Origin of the sequence: Streptomyces koelreuteriae, from assembly GCF_018604545.1 — a bacterium.
Lineage (GTDB): Bacteria > Actinomycetota > Actinomycetes > Streptomycetales > Streptomycetaceae > Streptomyces > Streptomyces koelreuteriae.
Map to the genome: position 1 here is coordinate 1,309,806 of NZ_CP075896.1, position 23,190 is coordinate 1,332,995.

Annotated in this window: 23 protein-coding genes; 2 read left to right on the plus strand and 21 right to left on the minus strand. The window is 70.9% G+C overall.

Annotation, left to right across the window (positions count from 1 at the left end; genetic code table 11):
- Window positions 1-31 precede the first annotated feature (31 nt).
- Together KJK29_RS05785 and KJK29_RS05790 are read right to left on the minus strand one after the other, a co-directional pair.
- Window positions 32-775, minus strand: a complete 744-nt coding sequence (locus tag KJK29_RS05785) for an amino acid ABC transporter ATP-binding protein (RefSeq protein ID WP_215117624.1) — start codon at window positions 773-775, stop codon at window positions 32-34.
- A 164-nt stretch (window positions 776-939) separates the two neighbouring features.
- Window positions 940-1,347 (minus strand): DUF6278 family protein, encoded by a 408-nt coding sequence (locus KJK29_RS05790; RefSeq protein WP_215117625.1) that lies wholly within the window; start codon window positions 1,345-1,347, stop codon window positions 940-942.
- A gap of 144 nt (window positions 1,348-1,491) precedes the next feature.
- Between KJK29_RS05790 and KJK29_RS05795 the strand changes: the two genes are divergently transcribed.
- Complete coding sequence (locus tag KJK29_RS05795) at window positions 1,492-3,288, plus strand: SGNH/GDSL hydrolase family protein (protein ID WP_251057716.1); 1,797 nt, start codon at window positions 1,492-1,494, stop codon at window positions 3,286-3,288.
- 25 nt (window positions 3,289-3,313) lie between these two features.
- Here KJK29_RS05795 and KJK29_RS05800 read toward each other — a convergent pair whose 3' ends face one another.
- The 4 genes from KJK29_RS05800 to KJK29_RS05815 all read right to left on the minus strand — a co-directional run bounded on the left by KJK29_RS05800 (window position 3,314) and on the right by KJK29_RS05815 (window position 7,192).
- A complete protein-coding gene (locus KJK29_RS05800; protein ID WP_215117626.1) occupies window positions 3,314-4,093 on the minus strand; it encodes an exodeoxyribonuclease III in 780 nt (259 codons plus the stop codon).
- A 52-nt stretch (window positions 4,094-4,145) separates the two neighbouring features.
- A complete protein-coding gene (locus KJK29_RS05805; RefSeq protein WP_215117627.1) occupies window positions 4,146-4,781 on the minus strand; it encodes an MBL fold metallo-hydrolase in 636 nt (211 codons plus the stop codon).
- 33 nt (window positions 4,782-4,814) lie between these two features.
- The gene (pcaDC, locus tag KJK29_RS05810) at window positions 4,815-6,119 is read right to left on the minus strand and encodes a bifunctional 3-oxoadipate enol-lactonase/4-carboxymuconolactone decarboxylase PcaDC (RefSeq protein ID WP_215117628.1); all 1,305 of its coding nucleotides are present in this window, start codon (window positions 6,117-6,119) and stop codon (window positions 4,815-4,817) included.
- Window positions 6,120-6,205: 86 nt separating this feature from the next.
- Window positions 6,206-7,192, minus strand: coding sequence for a helix-turn-helix transcriptional regulator (locus tag KJK29_RS05815; RefSeq protein ID WP_215117629.1), 987 nt, complete (start codon window positions 7,190-7,192; stop codon window positions 6,206-6,208).
- A 138-nt stretch (window positions 7,193-7,330) separates the two neighbouring features.
- Here KJK29_RS05815 and KJK29_RS05820 point away from each other — a divergent pair, with 138 nt between their 5' ends.
- Window positions 7,331-7,726: a RidA family protein gene (locus tag KJK29_RS05820; protein WP_215117630.1), complete on the plus strand. Its 396-nt coding sequence runs from the start codon at window positions 7,331-7,333 to the stop codon at window positions 7,724-7,726.
- A gap of 102 nt (window positions 7,727-7,828) precedes the next feature.
- On the opposite strand, the gene KJK29_RS05825 is transcribed toward KJK29_RS05820, so the two are convergent.
- The 15 genes from KJK29_RS05825 to KJK29_RS05895 all read right to left on the minus strand — a co-directional run bounded on the left by KJK29_RS05825 (window position 7,829) and on the right by KJK29_RS05895 (window position 22,837).
- Entirely contained in the window at window positions 7,829-9,184 is a 1,356-nt protein-coding gene (locus KJK29_RS05825; protein ID WP_215117631.1) for a replication-associated recombination protein A, read from the minus strand.
- Window positions 9,185-9,230: 46 nt separating this feature from the next.
- A complete protein-coding gene (locus KJK29_RS05830) occupies window positions 9,231-10,082 on the minus strand; it encodes a PhzF family phenazine biosynthesis protein (protein ID WP_215117632.1) in 852 nt (283 codons plus the stop codon).
- A gap of 26 nt (window positions 10,083-10,108) precedes the next feature.
- Entirely contained in the window at window positions 10,109-11,785 is a 1,677-nt protein-coding gene (locus tag KJK29_RS05835; protein WP_251057717.1) for an asparaginase domain-containing protein, read from the minus strand.
- Window positions 11,782-12,267 (minus strand): DUF488 domain-containing protein, encoded by a 486-nt coding sequence (locus KJK29_RS05840; protein ID WP_215117633.1) that lies wholly within the window; start codon window positions 12,265-12,267, stop codon window positions 11,782-11,784. Before KJK29_RS05840 ends, KJK29_RS05835 begins: the two co-directional genes overlap by 4 nt.
- Window positions 12,268-12,285: 18 nt before the next feature.
- On the minus strand, window positions 12,286-13,296 hold the full coding sequence (locus KJK29_RS05845) for a methyltransferase (protein WP_215117634.1): 1,011 nt from the start codon (window positions 13,294-13,296) through the stop codon (window positions 12,286-12,288).
- Window positions 13,297-13,318: 22 nt separating this feature from the next.
- Entirely contained in the window at window positions 13,319-13,729 is a 411-nt protein-coding gene (locus KJK29_RS05850; RefSeq protein WP_215117635.1) for a VOC family protein, read from the minus strand.
- Between the two features lie 72 nt (window positions 13,730-13,801).
- On the minus strand, window positions 13,802-14,293 hold the full coding sequence (locus tag KJK29_RS05855; protein ID WP_215117636.1) for a PhzA/PhzB family protein: 492 nt from the start codon (window positions 14,291-14,293) through the stop codon (window positions 13,802-13,804).
- A gap of 35 nt (window positions 14,294-14,328) precedes the next feature.
- Window positions 14,329-16,185 (minus strand): asparagine synthase (glutamine-hydrolyzing), encoded by a 1,857-nt coding sequence (gene asnB / locus KJK29_RS05860; protein WP_215117637.1) that lies wholly within the window; start codon window positions 16,183-16,185, stop codon window positions 14,329-14,331.
- A gap of 51 nt (window positions 16,186-16,236) precedes the next feature.
- On the minus strand, window positions 16,237-16,857 hold the full coding sequence (phzG, locus tag KJK29_RS05865) for a phenazine biosynthesis FMN-dependent oxidase PhzG (protein WP_251057718.1): 621 nt from the start codon (window positions 16,855-16,857) through the stop codon (window positions 16,237-16,239).
- On the minus strand, window positions 16,854-17,201 hold the full coding sequence (locus KJK29_RS05870; protein WP_215117638.1) for a YdhR family protein: 348 nt from the start codon (window positions 17,199-17,201) through the stop codon (window positions 16,854-16,856). Before KJK29_RS05870 ends, phzG begins: the two co-directional genes overlap by 4 nt.
- Window positions 17,198-19,102 (minus strand): anthranilate synthase family protein, encoded by a 1,905-nt coding sequence (locus KJK29_RS05875; RefSeq protein ID WP_215117639.1) that lies wholly within the window; start codon window positions 19,100-19,102, stop codon window positions 17,198-17,200. Before KJK29_RS05875 ends, KJK29_RS05870 begins: the two co-directional genes overlap by 4 nt.
- The gene (locus KJK29_RS05880; protein ID WP_215117640.1) at window positions 19,099-19,722 is read right to left on the minus strand and encodes an isochorismatase family protein; all 624 of its coding nucleotides are present in this window, start codon (window positions 19,720-19,722) and stop codon (window positions 19,099-19,101) included. Before KJK29_RS05880 ends, KJK29_RS05875 begins: the two co-directional genes overlap by 4 nt.
- Window positions 19,710-20,918 (minus strand): 3-deoxy-7-phosphoheptulonate synthase, encoded by a 1,209-nt coding sequence (locus tag KJK29_RS05885; protein ID WP_215117641.1) that lies wholly within the window; start codon window positions 20,916-20,918, stop codon window positions 19,710-19,712. The genes KJK29_RS05880 and KJK29_RS05885 overlap by 13 nt, the downstream gene beginning before the upstream one ends.
- 77 nt (window positions 20,919-20,995) lie before the next feature.
- A complete protein-coding gene (locus KJK29_RS05890; protein ID WP_215117642.1) occupies window positions 20,996-21,619 on the minus strand; it encodes a YybH family protein in 624 nt (207 codons plus the stop codon).
- 165 nt (window positions 21,620-21,784) lie between these two features.
- On the minus strand, window positions 21,785-22,837 hold the full coding sequence (locus KJK29_RS05895; RefSeq protein WP_215117643.1) for a ParB/RepB/Spo0J family partition protein: 1,053 nt from the start codon (window positions 22,835-22,837) through the stop codon (window positions 21,785-21,787).
- Window positions 22,838-23,190 lie beyond the last annotated feature (353 nt).

Consider the following 23,190-nt stretch of genomic DNA (forward strand, 5'->3'; position numbering starts at 1 on the left):
CGATCCGATGAGCCGTCCGGTGGCTGCCCGTTCAGTGCTTGAGGATCTTGGAGAGGAAGTCCTTGGCGCGGTCGCTGGTGGGGTTGGTGAAGAACTCGTCGGGGGTGCGGTCCTCGACGATCCCGCCGTCGGACATGAAGACGACACGGTTGGCGGCCGAGCGGGCGAAGCCCATCTCGTGCGTGACGACGATCATGGTCATGCCGTCGCGGGCCAGTTGCTTCATGACCTCCAGCACCTCGTTGATCATCTCCGGGTCGAGGGCCGAGGTCGGCTCGTCGAAGAGCATCGCCTTGGGCTCCATGGCCAGGGCACGGGCGATGGCCACGCGCTGCTGCTGACCGCCGGAGAGCTGCGCCGGGTACTTGTCCGCCTGGTTGGCGACGCCGACCCGGTCGAGGAGTTCATGGGAGCGCTTGTCGGCGTCCTCCTTCCGGCGCCCGCGGACCTTGATCTGGCCCAGGGAGACGTTCTGCAGGACGGTCTTGTGGGCGAAGAGGTTGAACGACTGGAAGACCATGCCGACGTCGGCGCGCAGCCGGGCCAGGGGCTTGCCCTCCTCGGGCAGCGGCTGTCCGTCGAGGACGATCGACCCCGACTCGATGGTCTCCAGCCGGTTGATCGCCCGGCACAGAGTCGACTTGCCCGACCCCGAGGGGCCGATGACCACGACCACCTCCCCCTTGCCGACGGTGAGGTTGATGTCCCGCAGGACATGCAGCTCCCCGAAGTGCTTGTTGACGTCACGCAGCTCGATCAGCGGATCTGCGGCCATACTCAGCCCTACTCACTCTCAGCTGTGTGGTGGTTGCCGCAACGTATCCAGGCAAGATCGGACTTGTCGGGCGACACGCACTTTTCGATCATTAGCCGTATTTACATCGCACTTTGGCTCAAAGCGTACGGCCAGGGATGGGGTCATGGGTACGGCCGCGGGCCTCACGCCTCCGCGACTTCCGCGTAGAGCTGGGACAGCTCGGGCACGCCGTACGCGGCCCACTCGTGCCCGGAGTCCACGACGTCGAACTCCCTGCCGGAGGTCAGCCGCACGACGGGCTGCCCGTCGGACCGGATCTCCCAGGCGGCTCCCGGCACGGTGCGCACGATGACGGTGCCCAGGTAGAGCCCTGCGTCGTTGCCGAGCCAGGCCAGGGTCTCCTCGTCGTCCCGCCAGCGCGGCAGCAGCTGGTCCAGCGCCTCCAGCGAGGCCGCCGAGTCGTCCAGCCGGACCCCCGCCCGGTACGCCTGGGAGCGGAGCAGTTCGCACTCGGCGAGCAGATCCGCGATGCCCGCGGGGTCGGGGAACCCGACCTTCTGGCGCCGGTTGCCCAGGAAAGGGATGTTCATACGTCCAGCGTGTCATTCGTACCGCCGTGCGCACCACAGGCGCGCGGGCCTTCGCCGGCGGTCGAGTTCACGCCGAGTTCGCGCATGGCGCGTTGACGAGTCCCCCTAGTCTCCCTAGCTTCGTTGTCTCTCTAGCTTCACCGTGTGATCGATGAGCGGGAGGAGTCGGCCGTGCGCCGATCTGTTCGGGGGATCCTGGTCGTCCTGGCCCTGTGCGGGTCTCTGGTGTCGACGGTGTCGGCGCCGTCCGTCGGTGCCGCCGAGGAGAGACGGACCGCGCCGGTGCCGCTTGAGCGGCTGTTCGACAACATCGCCGTCAGCGACGACGGCCGGCCCGCTGCGGCCGACTTCGACGGCTCCGGTGCCTCCCTGTCCGCGCGGGATCTCACGGCCGCGGGCTGGGCGCCCGGGCGCACCCTGACCGTCCAGGGGGCCCGGCTGACCTGGCCGCGGCGACAGCCCGGCGAGCCCGACAACGTCCGCGCCGCCGGACAGGACGTCCGTGTCACGGGGCGCGGCGACGCCCTCGCCTTCCTGGTGGCGGGCACGGCCGGCACGGAGACGGGCGGCCCGGGCACGGTCGTGTACGCGAACGGCACCCGCTCCGGCTACCGGCTCACCGCGCCCGATTGGCGCACCGGGCCGCTCGCGACGAAGGCGGTGGCCCTGCCGCACATCAACACGCCCGGCGGGCAACTCGCCGAGCAGGCCCGTCTGTACGTCGTGACGGTGCCGTTGACGCCGGGGCGCGAGCTCGCCTCGGTCCGGCTGCCGCGCGCCGCCGGGCTGCATGTCTTCGCGGTGTCGGTACGGACCGCCACGCGGGGCTGGACGGGGAGCTGGACGACGTCGACGGGCGGCTACGCGGCCGTGGGGCCCTGGACGGACCGGACGCTGCGACTGGTGGTGCGCACCTCGGCGGGTGGGCCCCGGGTGCGGATGCGGTTCGACAACACCTTCGCGGCGGCCCCGGTACGGATCGGCGGCGCGACGGTCGCCGTGCGGTCCTCGGGCGCGGCGGCGCGCGGGACGCCGGTGCCGCTGTCCTTCGGCGGTGAGGAAAGCGTGGAGATCCCGGCCGGGGCCCAGGCGTACAGCGATCCGCTGGGCTTCGCGGTGCCGGCGGACGCCGATCTGCTGGTCAGCTTCCATCTGCCCGGCCCGGTGCCGGCGGCGCCCCTGCACCGGCTCGCGCAGCAGCGGTCGTACGTCAGCGAGCCCGGCGACCACACGGCGGACGGCACCGCCGGGGCGTACACCTCGGTGATCACCAGCTGGCCGCTGCTCGCCGGGGTCGATGTGAGCGGCGGGCCCGGGTCCGTGGTGCTGCTCGGGGACTCGATCACCGACGGCGACAAGTCCACGGTGGACGCGAACCGGCGGTGGCCGAACGTGCTGGCCGGCCGGCTCCTGCGGCAGAGCGACGTGCCTCGCTACGGGGTGCTGAACCAGGGCGTCTCGGGCAACCGTGTGGTCACCGACCGGTATCCCGGCGACGGGGTGTCCACGGACACGGCAGGGGTGAGTGCCCTGCACCGGTTCGACCGGGACGTCCTCGCCCAGCCGTCGGCCCGTACGGCGATCGTCTTCGAGGGCGTCAACGACCTGCGCTGGGGCACCTCGGCGGAACAGGTGATCGCGGGCCTGCGGGAGCTGGCGGCGCGCGGGCAGGCCCGGGGGCTCAGGATGCTCGCGGCGACGATCCTGCCGTGCGCGGGCGAGACGCGGTGCACGGCGGCCGTCGACGCCGAGCGGGTCGCGGTGAACGAGTGGATCCGCGCGGCCGGTGACTTCGACGGGGTGCTCGACTTCGACTCCGTCGTACGCGACCCGGCCGACCCGGCGCGGATCCTGCCCGCGTACGACAGCGGCGACCATCTGCACCCCGGGGACGCGGGGCTGGCGGCACTGGCCGACTCGGTGGACCTGCGGCTGCTGTGAGCCGTCGCCTCGGGGCCGCTGTGGGCTACACGTCGAGGTCGACCACGACCGGCGCGTGGTCCGAGGCGCCCTTGCCCTTGCGCTCCTCGCGGTCCACGTACGCGTCCTTGACCGCCTCGCCGAACGGCGCGTTGGCGTACACCAGGTCGATGCGCATGCCGCGGTTCTTCGGGAAGCAGAGCTGGCGGTAGTCCCAGTACGTGAAGGGCTGGTCGTACTTCAGGGGCCGCGGGACCACGTCCGACAGGCCCGCCTCGCGCAGCGAGGCCAGGGCCGCGCGCTCGGCGGGGGTGACGTGGGTGGCGCCCTCGAAGGCCGCGCGGTCGTAGACGTCGTCGTCCGTCGGCGCCACGTTGTAGTCGCCCATCACCGCGAAGGGGCGGCTGCCGGCCGCGTCACCGGCGACGGCGGCCTTGAGTGCCTCGAACCACTGGAGCTTGTAGGCGTAGTGCGGGTGGTCCACCTCGCGGCCGTTCGGCACGTACACCGACCAGACGCGGAGCGGGCCGCAGGTCGCCGAGATGGCGCGGGGCTCCACCGAGCCGTCGAACCCGGGGTCGCCGGGCAGGCCCTTGACGACGTCCTCGATGCCGACGCGGGAGAGCACCGCCACGCCGTTCCACCGGCCGGTCGCGTGGACCGCCGACTCGTAACCCAGCTCGCGCAGCTGCTCCGCGGGGAACTGCTCCTCGGCGACCTTGGCCTCCTGGAGGCACAGCACGTCCGTGCCGCTGCTCTCCAGCCAGGCCAGGAGCCTCGGCAGGCGGGCGGTGATCGAGTTCACGTTCCAGGTCGCGATGCGCATGTCCCACAACCTACCCGGAGGGTCTGACAACGCCGCCCGGGCCTACGGTCCCCTAGAGGTCGGCCGATGCCCCGGGGGTGAGCCGCAGGTGTTCCGCCCCGGCCAGGGTGCCGATCTGACGGTCGTAGATCGGGCGGGCGAGGTCGGTGAGGAGGGCATCGTGGATGTCGTAGGCGCGCTGCGGCTCCACCTCGCGGACGTAGTCGATGACCTCGGAGATCTTGCTCCACGGGGCCATGACCGGGAGCATCAGCGTCTCCACGGGGTGGTCGGGGACGGTGAGGGCGTCGCCGGGGTGGAAGACCTTGCCGCCGTCGAGGAGGTAGCCGACGTTGGTGATGCGCGGGATGTCCGGGTGGATCACCGCGTGGAGTTCGCCGTGGACCTGGACGTCGAAGCCGGCGGCGGTGAAGCTGTCGCCGTGGCCGACGGTGTGGACGCGGCCGGGGAACGCGGCGGAGATCTTCTCGGCGACGGACTTCAGGGTCCAGATCTCGGCGGCCGGGTTGTTCTCCATGGCGGCGCGCAGCCGGTGCTCGTCGAAGTGGTCGGGGTGCTCGTGGGTGACGAGGATCGCGTCCGCGCCGAGCGCGGCGTCCTCCTCGCTGAACCCGCCGGGGTCGAGGACGAGGGTCCGGCCGTCCTTCTCGAGGCGGACGCAGGCGTGCGACTTCTTCGTGAGCTTCATGACTCCATCCTGCCTCCCGGGTCGCGCGCGCCCTCACTCCTGAGGCGTGGTCTCCTCGCGGATGACCTGCTGGGCGACCTTGAACGCGCTGTTCGCCGCGGGGACGCCGCAGTAGACGGCCGCCTGGAGCAGCACTTCCTTGATCTCGCCCGGGGTGAGGCCGTTGCGCAGGGCGGCCCGGGTGTGGAAGGCCAGCTCGTCCAGGTGGCCGCCGGCGACCAGGGCGGTGAGGGTGACACAGCTGCGGGTGCGCCGGTCGAGTCCGGGGCGGTCCCAGATCTCGCCCCAGGCGTAGCGGGTGATGAACTCCTGGAAGTCCCCGGAGAAGTCGTCGGCCTGCGCCAGCGCCCGGTCGACGTGCGCGTCGCCCAGCACCTCGCGGCGGACCTTGAGCCCGGCGTCGTACGGGTCGGGCCGCCCCTGCGCCGGGGGCGCCGCCACCGGGGCGATCTCGGCGACGGGCCCGGTCTGGAGGGGCTGCGGCGCGACCGGGGACAGGACCGGCTTGAGGGCGGCGGCGGGCAGGGCCGTCTGGCCGGTGGAGGTCTCGAAGGCGGGCTGCCAGGCGGTGGAGAAGTGCCGCACCAGGAGGTCGGTGACCGCCGCGGGCTGCTCCACCGGCACCAGGTGGGAGGCGCCGGGGACGACGGCGAGGCGGGCGTCCGGGATGCCGGCGACCAGGGTGCGGGCCTCGGCGGGGCCGGTGACCTGGTCGTCCGAGCCGACGAGGACCAGGGTGGGCACGCCGACGCGGCCGAGCTCGGACCGGACGTCGAACGAGGCGAGCGCCTCGCAGGCGGCGATGTAGCAGCCGGGGTCGGTGGTGCGGACCATCTGCACGGCCCACTCGGTGATCGCGGGCTGCGCGGCGGCGAAGCCGCCGGTGAACCAGCGCTCGGGCGAGGTGCGGGCGATGGGGTCGAGGCCGTTCGTGCGGACGATCACGCCTCTCTGCCGGAACTCGTCGGCCGTGCCGAAGCGGGGCGAGGCCGCGATCAGCGCCAGGGAGGCGAGCCGCTCGGGGTGCCGCAGGGCCAGCTCGATGCCGACCGCCCCGCCGAGCGCGCAGCCCGCGTAGCCGAAGCGCTGCACGCCGAGCCCTTCGAGGGTGGTCAGCAGCCGTGTGGTGAGGTCGTCGACCGAGCCCGCCGGGTACGCGGGAGCACCGCCGTGTCCCGGCAGGTCGAACCGGAAGACGCGCCAGTGCTTGATCAGCTCGGGGATCTGGCGGTCCCACATGTGCCAGGTGGTGCCGAGCGAGGGGCCGAGGATGAGGACCGGGGCGTCTTCCGGGCCGTCGAAGCGGTACTGGAGGGCAGGGGTCGTGGTCTCACTCACCGCTCCACGCTAACCGCCCGTTCCCCTTTCGCCGACCCGGGTGCCCGGATACTTACACCTGCCTTCCGTGTATCAGCGGGCAACTTTCACACTGCCTTCACGGATGACACTCCATAGCGCGCGGCGATCAGGGTGGCCCGGTCGTGGAGCGAGGTGCGCAGCCACTGCGGGGCCAGGACTTCCGCGGACGGGGCGTGCTGCCAGAGTGCCCATTCGGCGTGGCGCGAGTCCTGGAAGATCACGTTCAGCCGTAACCAGCCGTCCGCGTCGGCCTCTTCGGCGCAGACGGCCAGCGCGGTGCCCACCAGCTGCTCCCGGCGGGCGGGGTCCACCCGCACCAGCACGGCGACCTTGTCGCCGCCGGTCCTGAAGCGCGCGTTGCGTTCCTGCCAGGCCCGGTCCAGGTCGACCGTGTCCGGTCGCTGGGCGGGTTCGTCGAGTTCCTGGGCGGCCAGCACCCGGGACAGCCGGTAGGTGCGGTCCTCGCCCGCTCTCTTGGCCAGCAGATAGCCCTGTTCGCGCACGGTGACCAGGCCGATCGGGTCCACCGTGCGCCACTTCGCGGGCTGGTCCACGGCCGCGTAGCGGATCCGCAGCCGGTGTCCGGCGAACACGGCGCGCCGGACCTCGGCCACTATGCCCTCGGAGAGGTCCTCGTCGGTCACGCGGCGCGAGAGGAGGTCGGTCTCCGGGTCGATGAGCAGGCGCTGCGCCGCGCCGGCCGCGGTGTCCCGCAGGTCTTCGGGCAGCGCGTCGACCACCTTGAGCATGGCCGAGGCGAGCGCCGAACCGAGGCCGAAGAGCTGTGCGCCGCGCCGTGATCCGGCGACCAGCAGGGCCAGTGCCTCGTCCTGGTTCAGTCCGGTGAGCGCGGTCTGGAAATCGGGCAGCAACGCGAACCCGCCGTGCCGGCCGCGCTCGGCGTAGACCGGCACGCCGGCCGCGGACAGCGCCTCTATGTCGCGCAGCACCGTGCGGGTGGACACTTCCAGCTCGCGGGCGAGCGTGTCCGCGGTCATCCGACCGCGCTGCCGCAGCAGGAGCACCAGGGAAACCAACCGGTCGGCGCGCATGTGAAAACTTTATCGAGAATACCTGACCAAGGGTGTCATGTTTTGTTGGGAGGCTCCTTCACACGACGTCAAAGCCTGGCGGCTGCAGAGTCGTTGAACGTACGTCATGTCAGTGAACCGAATGGAGCAGATGCGGCGATGGAACGTAACGCGGTCAACCCGGTGTCGTGGTCGGTCGAGATGGGCTTCAACCAGGGTGAGGTCGTCTCCGGGCACTCGCGCACCCTGTACATCTCGGGTCAGACCGCGATGAGCAAGGAGGGCAAGCCCGAGCACGACGGTGACATGGCGGCGCAGCTCGCGCTGAGCATCGACAACATCGAGGCCGTGCTCGCCGAGGCCGGAATGACCCTCTCCAACCTCGTCCGGCTCAACGTCTACACCACCGACGTCGACCTGCTCTTCCAGCACTACGGCGTGCTGGCCGGCCGGCTGGGGGCCGCCGGGGTCGCGCCGACCACCACGATGCTCGGTGTGACGCGTCTGGCGATTCCCGGCCAGATGATCGAGCTCGAGGGCACCGCCGTCGCGTGAGGTGACCTCGTCGCCTCCGCTGCCCGTGCCCGTCGAACGGCACGGGCAGCGGGCGGAGGACATGTCGTGGATGGCGAGGCTCATGGTCCGGTGATGCCTGCGCTACCCGTCCTCGCCCCGGACGGCGCGACGGAGCTTCGTGAGGCGCTCGTGCAGGACGCGCTCCCCGCCGTGCCGGGTGGGGCGGTAGTAGTCCTTCCCCACGAGGTCGTCCGGCGGGTACTGCTGTTCCAGGACTCCTTCGGGGGTGCGGTGGGGGTAGCGGTACCCGATCGCGTTGCCCAGTTCCTTGGCACCCGCGTAGCGGCCCTTCCGCAGATGGGCGGGGATCGCGCCCACGGCGCCCGCCCGGACGTCGGACATGGCCTCGTCGATCCCGACGATCACCGTGTTGGACTTCGGCGCCATGGCCAGATGCACGGTGGCCTGCGCCAGGGCGAGCCGGGCCTCGGGCATTCCGATGAGCTGGACCGTCTGCGCCGCTGCGACGGCGGCCTGAAGCGCCGTGGGGTCGGCCAGCCCGACGTCCTCGCTGGCGTGCACGACCAGCCGTCGCGCGATGAACCGCGGGTCCTCCCCGGCGACCAGCATGCGGGCCAGGTAGTGCAGCGCGGCGTCGGGGTCCGAGCCGCGGATCGACTTGATGAACGCGCTGACGACATCGTGGTGCTGATCGCCCTGCCGGTCGTAGCGCACGGTGGTCTCGGCGACGGCCCGCTCCACGGCCGGCACGTCGATCTCCGTGCCGCCGGTGTCGGTCACCCCGTCGGCACTGGCCTCCAGCGCGGTCAGCGCGCTGCGGGCGTCGCCGGCCGAGAGGCGTACCAGGGCGTCCTCGGCGTCGGGGGACAGCGAGACCGCGCCGTCGAGGCCGCGTTCGTCCTTCACGGCCCGCCGCAGCAGCTCGCGGACCTCGTCCTCGGTCAGTGACCGCAGTTGCAGGACCAGCAGGCGTGAGAGCAGCGGGGAGACGACGGAGAACGACGGGTTCTCCGTGGTGGCGGCGACGAGCAGCACGAGCCGGTCCTCCACGGCGCCGAGCAGCGCGTCCTGCTGGGTCTTGGAGAAGCGGTGCACCTCGTCGATGAACAGCACGGTCTGGCGGTCGCGGCGGCGGCGCGCGTCGTTCATCACGTCGCGCAGTTCCTTGACCCCGCTGGAGAGCGCCGAGAGCGCGACGAAGTGCCGGGTGGAGACGGTGGCGAGCAGCCGCGCGAGGGTGGTCTTCCCGGTGCCGGGCGGGCCGTAGAGCAGCACCGAGGCAGCCTCCCCGCCTTCCGCCAGCCGCCGCAACGGCGCGCCGGGGCGCAGCAGATGCGCCTGGCCGACGACCTCGGCGAGGGTACGCGGCCGCATCCGCGCCGCCAGCGGGGCGTCGGCCCGCTCGGGCCCGGGCTCGGGGGGCGGGGGTTCGTCCGGCGTCGGTAACGCGAACAGCCCGTCGTCGTCGGCGGCCATCACTCCACCCGTCCTTGTGGGTCGGTCCCTCATGTGTTCTCGGTGCCTACGCGTACAGCGTTCCCCGGGCTACGACAACGGCGGACCCCGCCACCTGAACCGAATCGATCCGTTCCGGCGTCCCCATCGCCCGGGCGCGCATCGTCGAAGGACGGCCCATCTCCACCCCCTGCCGGATCTCGATCCACTCCCCGAACGGGATCAGTCCGTGCCGGGCCAAGTGTACGGCCAGGGAACCGGCGGCCGAGCCGGTCGCCGCGTCCTCCACCACGCCGTAGGCGGGTGAGAACATGCGCAGCCGCCACCGACTTCCCGATCCCGCGAAGCAGTTGGCGGCCATGTCGGGCAGCCTCGCGAGGATCCTCTGGTCCGGTTCCACGGCGGAGAGCGCGGCCACGCCGTCCAGGCCGACGAACACGTGCCGGGGCCCGTTGCGGTAGACCTCGACCGGCAGGGTGCTGCCCGTGGCCACCAGGTCGAGCCCGGCGAGCAGTTCGTCCGCGCGGTCGTAGGGCCCCCATGTCGGCAGGGGCTGCCACATGCCGGCCGCGACGGTCCGGCCGTCGTCGTCCCGTTCGAGTTCGAACGCGACGGTGCCCATGGCGGTCTCCATCCGGAGCTCCTTCGCCGCGTGCGACTCGCCGAGCACCACGGCCGTGCCCAGGGTCGGATGTCCGGCGAACGGCAGCTCGTTCACCGGGGTGAAGATGCGGACCCGTACATCACCGTCGTCCTCGGCGGGGAGGACGAAGACGGTCTCCGACAGGTGCATCTCGCGCGCGATCTGCTGCATGCGTTCGGGGAGGAGGCCGGTCGCGTCGAGGAAGACCGCGGTCGGGTTTCCCTCCAGTCGGACGTCGGTGAAGACGTCGGCCACCACGTACTCGTACGTACCCATGGGTTCCGTTCTGTCGGCCGCGCGGGTCAGTGGGTGTCGAACAGGGTCTGGTAGCGGGCGACCGCCTTCTCGGTGGCCGCGCGCTCGTCGAGGGTCGGGGCGAAGGGGTCGGCGGCCGGGGGCAGGGCACCGAACTTGAGCAGCGCGGCCATGAGCAGCAGACGCGCCTTGGTGGCCGTGAGGTTGTTGCCCGAGATGAAGACCGGGTCGGTGCGGTACGCCATGCCTCCGGTGTTGCCGCGGCCCGTGCGGACCACCGGCAGGCCGGCGAAGACGGCGACGCTCAGCGCCGCGTTCCTCGTCGGGTCGGCCATCCCGAACGGCGACATGCCCTCGCACACGAAGCCGGCCAGCGGCGCGTCGGCGAGGTTGGCGTCGATCCGCGCGAGGACCTCGACCTCCTCCTCGGCGACGGGCGGGCTGTCGGTGCCGGTGCCCGTCGCCGCGTACCGGCTGTACTTGGTGATCGAGACGTGCGGCATGGCGGCCGGTACGAGTCCGGCGGCGTCCTTAGTCGCGATGTCGACCGGGGACACGCCTCCGGCGAGGCTCCCGGTGACTCCGGGCACCCGTTCGGGGAGCAGGGTGAGGCGCAGCTCCGAGCGGTGGGTGTGTCGGCGGGCGGGGAGGTAGGTGAGCTGCGGGGGGCCGTAGCCGCCGAGGTCGGCGACCACTCCCCCGTGACCGCCGGTGACCTCGTAGCCGCCCGGACGGGCGTCGACCTTGGTCACGTCCCGCGCCGAGTAGACGAGTTCGTCGACGATGACACAGGCGCCGACGCGGTCCTCGCCCCGCTCGTCGAGGGCCACGCCCGAGGCGATGAACTTCACGCCGTCCACCACGTTGCGGTCGCCGTCCGCGCTCAGGGACTGGTGGCGGCGCTGGGCGGCGTGACCGACGAGGGGCGCTGTCGTGTCGATCAGCAGTCCGAGCCAGTACAGGGTCTCGTCGACGGTCGGACTTCCCTCCAGCCACTGGACACCGGCGTACTCGCCGCTGGCGAGGACGTCCTGGACCTGGTTGGTCGCCCGGGCGAGGTCCGCCAGGCCCGGCTCGCTCTGCAGGTGGTACGGGTAGTAGACGAAGAAGTCCTGCCCGAGGCGCTCGGAATCGGGTCCTGTCGTGTATCCGCCCGACGGGGCGGCGCGGAAGAACGCGAAGTCGGCGACGGAGCCCAGCTCGACGGGGGCGCCGAGGTCGCCGAGACCGAACCGCTCGATCTCCTCGTAGAGACGGCGGGCGTCGGGGTAGAACGTCTGCCGGGCGGCTCCCGGTGGTGCGTAGGGTGCCGTCGAGGTCTCCTCCCAGGCGGAGCCGTCCGCCTGCCTGCCCATGTAGGGAAGGGGGTAGAGGCCGTCGGCGGGGTCGAGTTCGACGACGTGGACCGGTATGGCGCCGTCGTGGGGCCGCTCGGCGTGGAACGCGCCGTCCTTGTCGAGCCAGCCGTCCGGCGGGGCGTACAGGCCGGCCGCGTCGTCTTCGAGCGGATGCGCGCTGTACGCCTCGACGTACAACGTCGCGGGCGCCGCGAGCCGTTGGGGACGCAGGACATCGAAGCGGGCGGGACGGAGCGGCAGACCGTGCCGCGCGCGTGCCTTGTTCGACGTGACCAGGTCCGGGGTGTTCAGGATCGTCGCCGTCGGCCCGGCGAACACCGCGATCCGCAGCCGCGGGGCGCCGCCCGGAGGAATGTCACCCGTCACAGCGGCCGCAGGTGTTCGACGGTGATGTGGTGCTCCTCGGCGACGCGCCGGGCGACCAGCGACCGGTGGCATGCCTCGGGGTCGGTTTCGACGCAGAGCAGGGTCGCGATGCCGCTGTCCGGCAGGGCCGACACGATCGGTTCGAGGTCGGCCGGGTCGAGGATCTCGGCGGTGTAGCGGCGGGTGTACTCGGCGGCGAGTTCGCGGCGGGAGCGCTTGCCGACCCCTTGGCGGTCGTCCTCCGCGTACTGGAGGTGACGCAACTCGGTGGTCGGGGCGAGTTCACGGTGGTGCTCGTAGGCGATCCCGGCGGCGGCGAGGGCCGCCTGCAGCCGCAGGGAGTTCGCCCAGGCGTAGTCCGGTCCGCGGACTCCGCGGCGCTGACGTACGTCGAGCAGCAGGCGCACGTCCGCCTGCCGCAGTCGTTCCAGGAAGGAATCGCCGTCGAAGCCATAGACGCCGATCGTTGCCAACTTGGGCACCGGGGTTCTCCTGTTCTGCTACGGGGTGCGCGGCGCGGCGATCAGGGCGGTCGTCTCCATGGGCAGCTCCGCGGTCCCGGCGATGTCGAGGCCGGCGCGGTTCAGCAGCCGCGTGATCCTTTCGACGGTGCGGTGTTCGCCGCCGGTCGTCACCAGGAGGTGCAGGTCCCACAGGGCGGGCAGCACGGTGGAGTTCTCGTCCTCGACGAAGCGGTCCAGGATCAGCAGGCGCGAGGAGGAGTCCGCCATGGCGCGGCGGCAGTGTTCGAGGACGCCGACGACGGCCTCGTCGTCCCAGCCGGCCAGCACGCGGCAGAGGATGTAGACGTCCCGGCCCGCCGGGACGCCCTGGAACATGTCGCCCCCGACCAGTTCGGCGCGGTCCAGGCCGACGGTGGCGGACAGGTGCTCACGCGCCTTGGGCATCATGTGCTCGCGGTCGAAGAGCGTGCCCGTGGCGTCCGGCGCGGCGCCGAGGATCGTGGCGAGCAGGTGCCCGCCCCCGCCGCCCACGTCCACGACGCTTCTGCCGGAGAAGTCGAAGATCTCGGGCACCTGGTGGAAGAACATGCTTGCGGCGTTCATGGTGAGCTGGAATCGCCGGGCGGTGGCCGCGTCCTGTCCCAGGTACTCGTAGAACGACCGGCCGTGGGCGACCTCGAATCCCGAGCTCTGTGTGCTGATGGCGTGGTGGGCGTGCCCCCACGCGGTGTAGAACTCCTCGCCGTACAGCAGGCACATGTCGCGCAGGGACTGGGGGCCGTCGAGGAGGGCCGCGCTCACCCGGGTGCCGCGGTAGCCGGTGGAGTCGCTGCCCTCGAATATCCCCATGGCCACCAGAAGGCGCATCAGGCGGTGAATTCCCTGCTCGTTCGCCCCGGTCTCCTTGGCGAGTTCGGCGTCGGTGTCACGGCCGGCCCGAATGTGGTCGGGGAGTTCGAGTTTCACCGCGGTGTAGAGCGCCTGCGCCCTCCATCCGCCGGTGATGATGTCGACCACGTCTCTGGTGGCCTGTATGTCGACTGTCATCGAGAATTCACCTCCCGACCCTTCAGGACTGCTTGGCGGTGATGTTGACCATCCAGGTGATCCCGAACCTGTCCACGAGCGTGCCGGCCTCGTCGCCCCAGATCTGCTTCTTGAGGGGCATCGCGACGGTGCCGCCGGCGGACAGTTTCTCGAAGTACTCGCGCAGACCCTCGTCGTCGCCGCCGAGGTAGAGCGCGACGTTGGTGCCCGGGTTGAAGGGAACCCGCTCCGGGACGTCCCACGCCATGACCGTGAAGCCGTCCGCGGTGGTGAGCGTGGCGTGCATGATCTTGTCGGCGTCGGGTGACTCCGCCGAGCCGAAGTCGGCGAACGTGCCCAGCTCCAGCTTGCCGCCGAGGACGTCGTGGTAAAACTCCATCGCCTGCCGCGCGTCCCCGTCGAAGGCGATGTACGGGTTGAGCTGAGATCCCACCTGATACTCCTTGCGGTCCATGGAAAGCGGAATTCGTTGAATGCGGAATTCGTTGAATGCGGAAGGAAACCCTTACGTGGGAATCCCGCCGCGATTGACCTTCGGTACCTCGATACCCAGCGCGCGCAACTGCTGGAACGGGTTCATGAACTCGCGGTTCTGCTTGATCTTGCCGTCCTCGAGCAGGAACGAGTGGATGAAGTGGTTCCTGTAGTAGCCGGGCGGGTAGTCCGGGTAGAGGATCTGGCCCTCTCCGTCGCACTCGACCCAGAACCTGTTGGGGTCCTGTGTCTCGAAGATCTCCACGTTCTTCCATTCCCAGTCGGGGAACATACGCAGCGACCATTCGCCGTGCGCCTTGAGTTTGTGGTGCCCCTGGGAGGTGATCGGTTCGCCGGTGTCGCTGGTCCACAGGCCGGCGCTGCCGTCCTCGGCGAACAGCAGGTAGCGGGTCAGCCGGTTCTCGCCCTTGCGGCTCATGTAGTCCGCGACGACGGCGCGGTGCCGGGCGCGCAGGTCGGAGGCGGCTTCGGGCGCCTCGGGCGGAGCGTGTTCCGTTCCCATCTCGTATCCCTCGTTCCGTGATGTTGTGGGCGGCCTCAGAGGCGGAGTTCGGGGCGGTAGATGTCCAGCCAGGTGCTCAGGTCGAGCACGCGTTCCATGCCGTTGCGGACATCGATCGGCATGGTGGCCGAGTCCTGCCGCGTGATGTCCTCCAGCCAGCTGCGGTCGACCAGGTCGAAGACCGGGTCGTCGGTCGTGAGCAGTTCCTTGGACTGCTGCAGCAGCGAACTGGTGTAGTGCGGGTCCAGGGTGGCCGGGTAGGGGGCCTTCACCCGCTCCAGCACCGACCGGGGCAGCAGGTCGGCGGTCGCGGCGCGCAGGAGGCTCTTCTCCCTGCCGTCGAAGGTCTTGAGCGACCACGGGGTGTTGTAGACGTATTCCACGAGGCGGTGGTCGCAGAAGGGGACCCGGACCTCGAGGCCGACGGCCATGCTGATCCGGTCCTTGCGTTCCAGGAGCATCCTGACGAAGCGCGTCAGGTGCAGGTACGTCATCTCCCGCATCCGCATCTCGTGGTCGCTCTCGCCCTCGCCCCGCTCGACCTCGGCGACCGCGTCGGAGTAGCGGTCGCGGATGTAGGAGGGAAGGTCGAGGGCGGCGGTGATGGCGGGGTTGAAACGGTCCGACACCTGGGCCCGCGCGCCGCTCACGAAGACGGCCATCCAGGGGAAGGTCCGCGCGGCCTGGACCTCCGGCTGGTGGAACCATCGGTACCCGCCGAAGACCTCGTCGGCGGACTCGCCGGACAGGGCGACGGTGGACTGCTGCCGGATGGCCTGGAACAGCAGGTAGAGCGAGCCGTCCATGTCGCCGAGGCTGAGCGGGCTGTCGCGGGCGGTGATGACGGCCCGGCGCACGGCGGGGTCGGCGATCGCGGCGTGGTCGAGCACGATGGCCTCGTGCTGCGAGCCGACGTGTGCGGCCACCTCGAGCGCGTACGGGGCGTCCGTCGTGGCCCGCAGATCGTCGGCGACGAAGTCGTCCTCCCGTCCGACGAAGTCCACCGCGAAGCTGCGCACCTTCTCGCCGGCCTCGCCGTGTTCCCCGGGGCGGCCGAGCTTGGCGGCGGCCAGTGCGGTGATCGCGCTGGAGTCCAGGCCGCCGGAGAGCAGGGTGCAGCGCGGGACGTCGGAGACCAGCTGCCGGCTGACGATGTCCTCGAGCAGCTCGCGCACGGTGGCGACGGTGGTCTTCAGGTCGTCGGTGTGCGGACGGGTGGGCAGCGTCCAGTAGCGGCGCTCGCGCAGTCCGGAGCGGTCGACGGTGACCACACCGCCGGGGACCACCTCGTGCATGCCGCACCACACCGCGCTGCCCGGTGTCTGGGTGAAGCTGACCAGCTCGCGCAGTCCGTCGAGGTCGACCGCGCGGTCCGCCAGGGCGTTGGCGAGGATCGCCTTGGGCTCGGAGCCGAACAGCACGCCGTCGTCGGTGCCGGCGTAGTAGAGCGGTTTGACGCCCATCCGGTCGCGGATCATGACGAGCTTCTCGATCCGGGAGTCCCAGACGGCGAACGCGAACATGCCGTTGAGCCGTTCGGCGACCGCCTCGCCCCACTCCACGTAGCCGTGGAGCACGACCTCGGTGTCGCTGCGGGTCTCGAAGCGGTGGCCCCGGCGGAGCAACTCGCTCCGGAGTTCGAGGTAGTTGTAGACCTCACCGCTGTAGGTGATCGCGACGGGGCCGTCGTCGGTGGGCACCACCATGGGCTGGGTGCCGCCTTCGAGGTCGATGACCGCCAGCCTGCGATGGCCGAGCGCGGCGTGCCGGTCGAGCCAGGCGCCCCCGGCGTCCGGTCCCCGGCAGGCCATGGTCCGGGTCATCGCGTCCAGCTGCGTGCGCTGCTGAGTCAGATCCCGGTCGAACGAGACCCAGCCCGTGATTCCACACATCGACTTGCCTTTCTTCCTCTCGAGCTCTCGAGTCCAGGGGCCGCGGCGCGGTCAGGGTTGGAGCCGGCCCGTACGCCAGCCGGAACCGTCGCGCTCGTAGCGCAGCCGCATGTGCAGCCGGTCCTGCGGATCGGCCTGCCAGAACTCCACCGACGCCGGCTCCAGCAGATAGCCCAGCCAGCGGTCCGGGCGGGGCAGCGCCGAGCCGTCCCGGCCCAGGTCCCGGGCCTGTTCCCGCAACGCGTCCTCGTCCAGCAGCGGGGCGCTCTGGCGGGACGCCACGGACATCGGGTGCGTGGCGACGGGCCGGGCGGCCCACAGGGCGTCGGACTCCTCGTCGGGCAGGGGGCGGGTCGGGCCGCTCACGATCACCTGGCGGCCGGCCTCGCGCCAGTAGAAGACCCCGGACGCCCAGCCCGTCTCGGCCAGGTCCCGGCCCTTGCGGCTGTCGGAATGGCTGGCGAACACCAGACCCGTCGTGCGCACCTCGAGCACCTGCACGATCCGGTTGGAGGCGTGGCCGCGGGCGTCGGCGGAGGCCAGCGCGAGCGCGCCCGGCTCGCGGACGGCGTTCGCGACCGCGCTGTCGAACCACGTCCGGAGCAGGTCCATCGGTGCGGCGGGCGGGGCGGTGAACTCCTCGGTGGTCCGCGGCTGGACCGTCGCGCTCACGAGGACGTCCCCGTGGGTTCGAAGGCCAGGCCGCGGCCGGCCGGACGGCCGGAGTGGGCGCCTTCGACGAGGGCCTCGACGTCGGACATCATCCGCACGGCCGGCGGGTGTCCGATGAGCTCGGTGGCCCGGTTCGGCGGCATCGGTACCGTCAGGTCGGCCGTGGTGTCCCACAGCATCACCGCGCCCCAGCGGTTGGTCCGGCGGTCGGAGATCCAGACCTTCAGCCGCAGTCCGGGGACCTCCGTCCACGGGTCGACGCCCTCGTCACGCAGATAGTCGCGTAAGGAGTCGATGGTCTGGTCGGACCCGGCGAGGTCCCACCAGGAGATGGTGGCTTTCATACGTTCAGTACCTCCGCGGTCTCCATCAGCGGTACGAGCAGTTCGGCCAGGACGCGCTCGCTGTCCTGGGTGAGCACGGATTCGAGGTGGAACTGCACCGAGCCGAAGTGCGGCCCGCGCAGGGCGTGCACCTCGCCGGTGACGGGGTCGAGGCCGACCTTCACCTCGCCGACGCCGGGGCGCTGGAGCCGGTCGGTTCGGGCGCGGGCCGAGTAGGAGTTGTAGAAGCCCACCCGCTCGCGCGAGCCGAACAGGTCGATCTCGCGCTGGGTGCCCTGGTTCGGGACGTCCCGGCGCCTCAGTTCGAGGCCGAGGTGACGGCACAGCAACTGGTGGCTCAGGCACACGGCCAGGAAGGGGGTGCGCCGGCCCAGCAACTCCTCGATGGCCGCCGTGAGATGGGCCATCCTGGGGTGGTCGCTCTCGCGCGGGTCGCCGGGTCCGGGGCCCAGCACGACGAGGTCGTGGTCGTCGAAGCGGTGTGGCGCGTCGAAGTCGCCGAGCTCCACGGTCAGGCCGATGGCGCGCAGTTGGTGGGCCAGCATCGCGCTGAAGGTGTCCTCGGCGTCGACGACCAGGGCCCGGCGGCCGTCCAGGACGGGATGGGGCCGTGCGCGCTTCGCGGTCTCGCTGAGCCAGAAGTTCGCGATCGTCTCGTTGCGCCGCCCCAGCGCCTTGCGGATCAGCGGGTGCTCGTCGAGCCGCTCGTCGGCGCCCAGCGCGGAGAGCACGCCGGCGGCCTTGGTGCGGGTCTCGGCGACCTCGGCGGCGGGTTCGGAGTGCCGGACCAGGGTCGCGCCCACTCCGACCTCGACCTGAGCGCTGTCGCCGGCGTCCGAGGCGCGGATGTCGGCCGTACGGATGAGGATCGCCGAGTCCAGGGTGCGAGCCCCGTCGGCGTCCCGGCCGATGAGGGCGACGACGCCCCCGTAGTACCCGCGGCCCCGGGGCTCGTAGCGGGCGATCACCCGGCAGGCGTTCTCCAGCGGGCTGCCGGTCACGGTGGGGGCGAACATCGTCTCCCGCAGGATGTCCCGGGGGTCGAGGTCGCTGCGCCCCTCGATGACGTACTCGGTGTGCGCGAGCCAGGCCATCTCCCGCAGGAACGGCCCGGTCACACGGCCGCCGCCCCGGCAGACGCGGGCCATCATCTTCAGTTCCTCGTCCAGGACCATGTACAGCTCGTCGGTCTCCTTGCCGTCGGTGAGGAACTCCATGACCTCCGACAGGACCGGCCCGGTGGACGGGTAGCGGTAGGTGCCGCTGATCGGGGTCATCGCCGCGACGCCGTCGCGCAGGCTGACGTGGCGCTCGGGTGTGGCGCCGACGAAGGTGCGTGTGCCGGTGTGCACGACGAAGGTCCAGTAGGCGCCGCTCTCCCGGGTGAGCAGCCGGCGGAACAGGCTCAGTGCGCTGCGCGTGGAATACCCGGTGATGGTGGTGACGAACGAACGCTTGATGACGAAGTTCGAGCCCTCGCCTGTGCCGATCTCGTTGTCGAGCACCTCGCGGACCGTGTCGGCGTAGGCCTCGTCGTCGGTGTCGAACCGCCCGCCGCTCAGGGTGATCGGCTCGTCCGGCAGGGCCCTGAGCGCCTCGGTGGTGCTGATCTGCCCCTGGTCGGTCACCTCCATCGCGAGCAGCGGTGAACCGTCCTCGGCGGCGGCGAAACCCCGCTCGGTGATCTGCTGGTGGGGCACCAGGACCAGCGTCTCGTGCCGGGCCTCGCCGGGCCGTCCGCTCCGGTCGGCCGCGGGGATGTCGGCGAGCCGGGCCGGGGTGCTGACCCGGCCCAGCAGGATCTCCACCCGGTCCGGGCCCAGGGTGTCCGGGCGGTGCAGCAGGGCGAAGGCACCCCGATCGGGGCTCAGCACCTGCTCGAGCAACCGCGTCGAGTTCATCGGAAGACCTCCTCGGTGGTGGTGACCACCGCGCAGCGAGCGGCCGCGTAGTCGAGGGCCAGCCGGTGGTACTCGGCGGAGAAGTCACCGAGGGCGTCGGCGACCAGGAACGGCTGGATGTCGTTGGTGAACGCTTCGAGGGCTGTCGCCAGCACACCGACGTGCGCGTACACGCCGCAGACGATGAGCTGGTCGCGGCCCTGGGCGCGCATCCGCGCCAGCAGGTCCGAGCGGAAGAACGCGCTGTAGCGCCACTTGGTGAGCACCTGGTCCGCCGGCCCGGGCGTGAGCTCTGTGACGATCTGCCGGTCGGCGGGGTCGACCCGCATGCCCGGGCCCCAGAAGTCCTTGAGCAGGCCGCGTTGCTCGTCCGTCATGCTTCCGGGCTGCGCGGTGTAGAACACCGGGACCCCGAGCGCGGCACAGCGCTCCCGCACCTGCGCGCAGTGGCGGACCAGCGGCTCGCGCACCCGCGCGGGGAACGGCGCGAGGAAGTAGCGCTGCATGTCGTGCACGAGCAGCGCCGCGCGGCTCTCGTCCGGAGTCCACCGCGCGGTGCTGGTGGGCAGTTCGGCCGCCGTCGGCAGTGCATAGGCTGGGATCGGGGCTAGGCCCGGCACGGTTCTCCCTCGGCTGAGTGCGTCGTCGTCTGCGGCTGCCAGGCCGACACCACCGATACCGCCTGGCGGGGGTTGAGGCGCGGGTCGCACAAGGTCGTGTACTTGTCACCGATCCGGTCGGTGCCGCCCGGAGTGTCGGCGCATTCGGTCACCGGGTCCGGGGTGGTCTCCAGATGGATCCCGCCCGGTATCGCGCCGGCCGCGCGCACGGCGGCCTGAAAGGCCGTGACCTCCCGCACGATCGTCTCCACGATCCGGGTCTTGCGTCCCTCGGCCGTGGTCACGGTGTTGCCGTGCATGGGGTCGACCAGCCAGATCACCGGGTGTCCGGCGGCGCGTACGGCGCGGACCAACGGCGGCAGCAGATCCATGGTCGCGTCGGCGCCCATCCGGGCGATGAGGGTGAGCCGCCCCGGTTCCCTCCCCGGGTCGAGGCGCTCGCACAACCCGAGCAGGTCGGCGACCGTCATGCGCGGCCCGACCTTGCACGCGACCGGGTTGACCACATCGGCCAGCAGCGCGACATGGGCGCCGTCGGGCCTGCGGGTCCGCTCGCCGATCCACGGCCAGTGCGTGGAGGTGAGCGCGACCCGGCCCTCCCGGTCCCGTCGCAGCATCGGGATCTCGTAGTCGAGCAGCAGTGCCTCGTGGCTGGTCCAGACGGCCGGGCCGACGCGTGCCCGCGGCGTCGGGCAGAGGTTGGCCATGGCCTGGCTCGCCGCCCGGTAGCCGGCCAGCAGGCGCCGGGGATCGGGCCGGCGCGCTTCCGGGTCCGGTTCCGGGCCGTTCACCATGTGCCCTCGGTAGACCGGGATCTCGACGCCGCCCACCGACTCGGTGGGCGCCGACCGGGGCTTGGCGTACTGGCCCGCGATGCGGCCCACCCGCACCACCGGCTGGTGGGTGATCGCGTTCATGACGCCGGCGAGCACATGGAGGAGTCCCGCCTTTCGCTCCACGTCACCCGCGGTGCACTCCGCGGGATCCTCGGCGCAGTCACCCGCCTGCACCACCTGCGCCTGCCCGGCGGCGACACCGGCGAGCAGGTTCCGCAGCCGGCTCAGCGACGCGGTCTCCACGAGCGGGGGGAGGGCGGCCAGCACGTCCCGGACCTGCTCGACCCGCGACGGGTCGCCCCATTGAGGCTGCTGCTGCGCGAGGGGGGTTTGTGACACTTCGAGCGAGGTGACGTTCACGTTTGCTCCAGCCTCCGACGTGCCGGCCCGCCGTTGTCCGTGCGGTGATCGCGGATGAGACCGCCGAGGTGATCGGATCAGTGGTGGGCCGACGTCGGCGCCGGGCCGCCGTGCGGCGGGTACGGGTTGTCCTGGACGTACAGCCAGGTACCGTCCGGCTGCTCCTGCACGGTGTCGCAGAAATTGCCGGTGAAGCTCTCGCGGGTGCCGTCCGCCGCGTTCTGCTCCAGGTGGTAGTCACCCATGATGGCCGCCGTGCGGTTGCGTACCTTGCCGTCCAGCCCGCGCTTTCCGCCGGCCGGCACGGTCTGGCGCGGGTTGACGGTGAGGACCGGGTCGGACTTGAACCACTCGACGTAGAAGGCCCGTATTTCCTTGTGGCCCCGGATGATCGACCCGTCGTAATTGACGATCGCCGCCTCGGGCTCATGCAGGGCGATGATTCCCTTGACGTCCTTGGCCTTGATCCTCTCGCCCAGGAGCTGCAGCAATTGGTCGGGGGTCTTGGCGACCGCCCGCGCACCGGCCCTGTCCGCGGCCTCCGCACCTGCCTGGACTGCGGTGTTCGAGGAATTCCCGGTGAGAGTCGACGCGCTTGCGGACGCCGGTTCGGCCTGTATGAGGCCAGGGACGACGATGCTGCCGGCCGTCAGGACAATTCCCGCGGCAGCGAGCGGCAGCGCGTGCTTGATTATGCTCATTCATTCCCCCCAAGACTTGAGATGGCATCAGGTCCTATGCAATGCATGTGCGGCGCCGGCCCCTCCGCCCGGCCGCAATTGCCATCCCGCCCGCGTTGATGAGTGTCATACAACAGTCCGGAAGTAGCACTGTCAACGCCTCCAAAATCAGGAGGACTTGGTGCGCTATTTCTTCTGTGCCGTAGCGCTCTGGGAATTGATTCGTTCCGTCAATTCTTCCGCGAGGAGCTGCCAGGCCTCGGCGTGATGCCGCGCCAGTTCGGCGATCGCCGGCGCGCAGTGGATCGGCAGGCTGCTCGCCATCGTCGTCCAGTCGTGCGGTTGCACGGCGGAGACGTCGAGGATCCGCAGCAGCTTGCGTCCCGCCTCGGTGAAGCGGAGCGAAGGGTCGGCGGCCAGCCGTCGGACCGTCAGGGACTGGTCCACGACGCCCGGGTGCGCCCGAGCGCGCTGCACGGTCCCGGGCCCTCCGGATCCCCGGCCGCCCGGCGGCGCCTCGTGCGGCCGCGTCGTGGTTGCCCCTGGTACGACGGCGGCACGCGCCCGCCGGCGCAGGTCCTTCGCCGTGGTGAGCGAGACGCCTGCGGCGAGCGAGACCTCCCGGGCGGTCGCGTCGGGCCTCACCGCGAGGAGCGCGAGCGCACGGGTGCGGCCCTCTGCCGCCACGGCGGGATAGGCCACGCCGTCGCGTCCCAGTCGCACGGGGGCCGGGTGCGGATTTTCCGCACCCGACCGCCGCCTGAGCGCGGCGATGGTCTTGTCCGACAGGCCTGCGACCTCGGCCAGCCTCCGGTTGGACCACTCCGGGAAGTCCGCGAGCATGCGGAGGGCCGCGTTCTTGCGCTCGGCGAGGGAGAGCGGCATTCCATGTCTGCTGTTCAACTTCACGGCGAGCACGAAGGCTTGGCTTTCGTCGCCCTTGAAGAAGACGGCGCTGATGTGTGTGGCACCGCTCTGCTCAACCGCCCTGAGCCGGTGCACACCGTCGATGACGGTCATGGTCTCGTGGTGGATCACGATCGGCGGCAGTTCGGCGCACACTTCGGCGAGCGCGGCGATGTGCCGGGTGTCCTCCCCGCCCGTACGGGGAGAACCCGCCACTCGTATGTGGCGCACCGGTATGCGGGTGATCTCCGATAAGAGTTCACCGTTGAACGGATCGTGGCGAGGTGATGGGCGTGGTATCGGCTTCTCTGCTGATGCAGAGATGTGGTTCATCGATCTTCCCCCTACCGACTTCCTGTGGGCTCGGCACCTGTCGTGCGACGCATCCGGCGGCGGATGACTTCAGACAGCGCGGCGAACCACGGGACGAAGGCAGGAAGAACCAGGACCGGCAATCGTAAAGTCGAAGAACATCGATTTTCCCCCGTGACGCAATGTCGTGAACCGACCCGAACAATCTTGCAGGTGGATCGAGCCATTGCAAGACCTTGACCTCAGGGATCTCCGGGCCGAACGATGCGAGGGATTGGGGAAGCGCGGCCGGGCGTCAAGCGGAATGCGAACCGGGAGTTCCGGATCGGGGCCGCCTCTCCTCCGGCCATTCTGATCGGTTCCGCCACGGGTCC